This is a genomic window from Streptomyces sp. NPDC088812 (genome assembly GCF_044750285.1).
In the GTDB taxonomy this organism is placed as follows: domain Bacteria; phylum Actinomycetota; class Actinomycetes; order Streptomycetales; family Streptomycetaceae; genus Streptomyces.
This window is the reverse complement of sequence record NZ_JBIVJP010000099.1, coordinates 1-1,056: the sequence shown is the minus strand read 5'-3', so window position 1 is coordinate 1,056 and position 1,056 is coordinate 1. Positions and strand designations below refer to the sequence as shown.

Genomic DNA, 1,056 nt, shown 5'->3' with positions numbered 1-1,056 from the left:
CGCGAACAGCGGCTTCTCGATGACGAGGTTCGTCGGACGAGTGCGGAAAATCCGGAAGCCCAGCTGCGGAGCATCGAGAGTCTCCCGCTGCAGCGAGGCTGCCGCCCGGCGAAGGCGCTCAGCCGTCACCTCGAAGATCGTCTCATACCCGGCCGCCAGCGCGTTCTTGCCCGATGCCTCGGACGCGTCAGGCTTCTCCGGCACCTGCACCAGAATCCAATGCCGGGTCTTGCCATCCTTTGGATTCTGCTCCCACACAGCGTGGCCGGTCGAGCCAGAGCCCGCGAAGAAGTCGAGGATCAGGTCGCCGTCGTCGGTGATGGCGTGGAAAAGACGGGCGAGCACGTCGGTGCTCTTCGGGTCGTCGAAGACCTTTGCACCCATCAGCGAGTCGAGGTTTGAGGAGGCGGCGCGGCGATCACGGTAGAAGACCGAGGCCGGAGCCCATTCCTCACGCATATGCAGGTACGACTTGATCTGCACGCGCTTGGTCTTGTCTTCGGGATAGATGAGCCGGCCTTCGGCGTCCAGCCGTTCCATCGTGGCTCGCTCGTAGCGCCAGCCGTTGGCGGGAGGGCTATAGCCCTTCCAGTCGTAGATGAGGTTCTCTCGGTAGTTCGGGCTGGAGATGTTGTCCGAAAACCAGATGCCCTTGTCGTCAATGCGGTTATAGTGCGCATGCGCCTTCGACGGATCTTCGTCCGCGAGTGACTTATACCAGTCACGCAATTCCTTGCTGGCGGTGTCGAAGTCGCCTCCATGCTTCTTGCGAAGGTCCGCAGCCTTCGCATATATCGGCTCCAGGCCCTCCTTACGTTCCCGCCAGCGGATGTCGTTGGACTTGAGGTAGGAGCGGTCGCGGGCGTAGACGAGGACGTAATCCTGGCCACCGCCAGTCAGCTTTGCGTCGCCCTTCCGGGCACCACGCCAGGTCATCATGTCGACAAAGTTCTCCGCGCCGAACACGGCATCGAGCAGCAGCCGTAGGTGGTGCACCTCGTTGTTGTCGATGGAGACGAGGATGACGCCGTCGCGGCGCAGCAGGTGACGTGCCAG

General features: G+C 62.4%; 1 protein-coding gene. It reads right to left on the bottom strand.

Annotated elements, in window-relative coordinates; translation table 11 throughout:
* The coding region (locus tag ACIP67_RS43460) for a site-specific DNA-methyltransferase (protein ID WP_401700289.1) at nt 1–1,056 on the bottom strand (1,056 nt) is incomplete at both ends.